Annotated in this window: 2 protein-coding genes; both read right to left on the minus strand. The window is 75.3% G+C overall.

The window, feature by feature from the left end:
* Positions 1 to 130: 130 nt before the first annotated feature.
* Positions 131 to 358 (minus strand): mycothiol transferase, encoded by a 228-nt coding sequence (locus tag FOE67_RS30560; RefSeq protein ID WP_323385625.1) that lies wholly within the window; start codon positions 356 to 358, stop codon positions 131 to 133.
* On the minus strand, positions 348 to 695 hold a 348-nt coding region (locus FOE67_RS30565), incomplete at its 5' end, for a mycothiol transferase (protein WP_323385623.1). The genes FOE67_RS30565 and FOE67_RS30560, both read right to left, overlap by 11 nt.

Raw genomic sequence — 695 nt, forward strand, 5'->3', positions numbered from 1 at the left:
GGCGGGCACCGGGTCCGGGCGGTGACGGGGCGCCCGGGCCGGGGCAAGCCTCCAGTGTCCCGGGCCGGGCGCGGCGGCGGGTGGGGACGAAGGTCACCGCTTCCGCCCATCGGTGATCACCGGCGGGGGCTCACAGCCCGGTGGCGCCGTCGATCCGCTCGCGCAGCAGGTCGGCGTGGCCGTTGTGCCGGGCGTACCCGGCGAGCAGGTGCGGCGGCAGCCACCGCAGGGAGAACGGCTCGCCGGTCACGATGTTCGTACCGGTGGCGTCGAGGGAGGCCCGGGCGGCGACGATCTCCCGGGAGCGGTCGCACTCGGCCCGCCACACGGCCAGGGCCGTGGCCGGGTCACCGCTCAGGTCCTCGGTGTCCTGCTCGGGGTCCTCGTCGGACCGGTATCGGACCGGTACAGGTGTCGGGGACCGGCTCCCCGGGGAACTGCCGCCGGAACCACCACCGCTCGACGCCCGCCGGGTGGCGGACCAGTCCGTGCAGGCTGAGGCGGGAGGGCTCCACGGACCGCTCGGAGAGCCGCTCGGCCGGCAGCCCGGAACACCTGAGTTCGAAGGTCTTCCGGTGCCACTCCGGGCTGCCGACCAGCGGCTCCCGCTCGGTGCCGGTACGGGAGGGCGAGGGCCGCAGCCCCTCCGGATCCGGCCACACCGGGGAGAGGACGGTGTGCCTGTCTATTATACA

Source organism: Streptomyces calidiresistens, assembly GCF_014141525.1.
Taxonomy (GTDB): Bacteria; Actinomycetota; Actinomycetes; order Streptomycetales; family Streptomycetaceae; genus Streptomyces; species Streptomyces calidiresistens.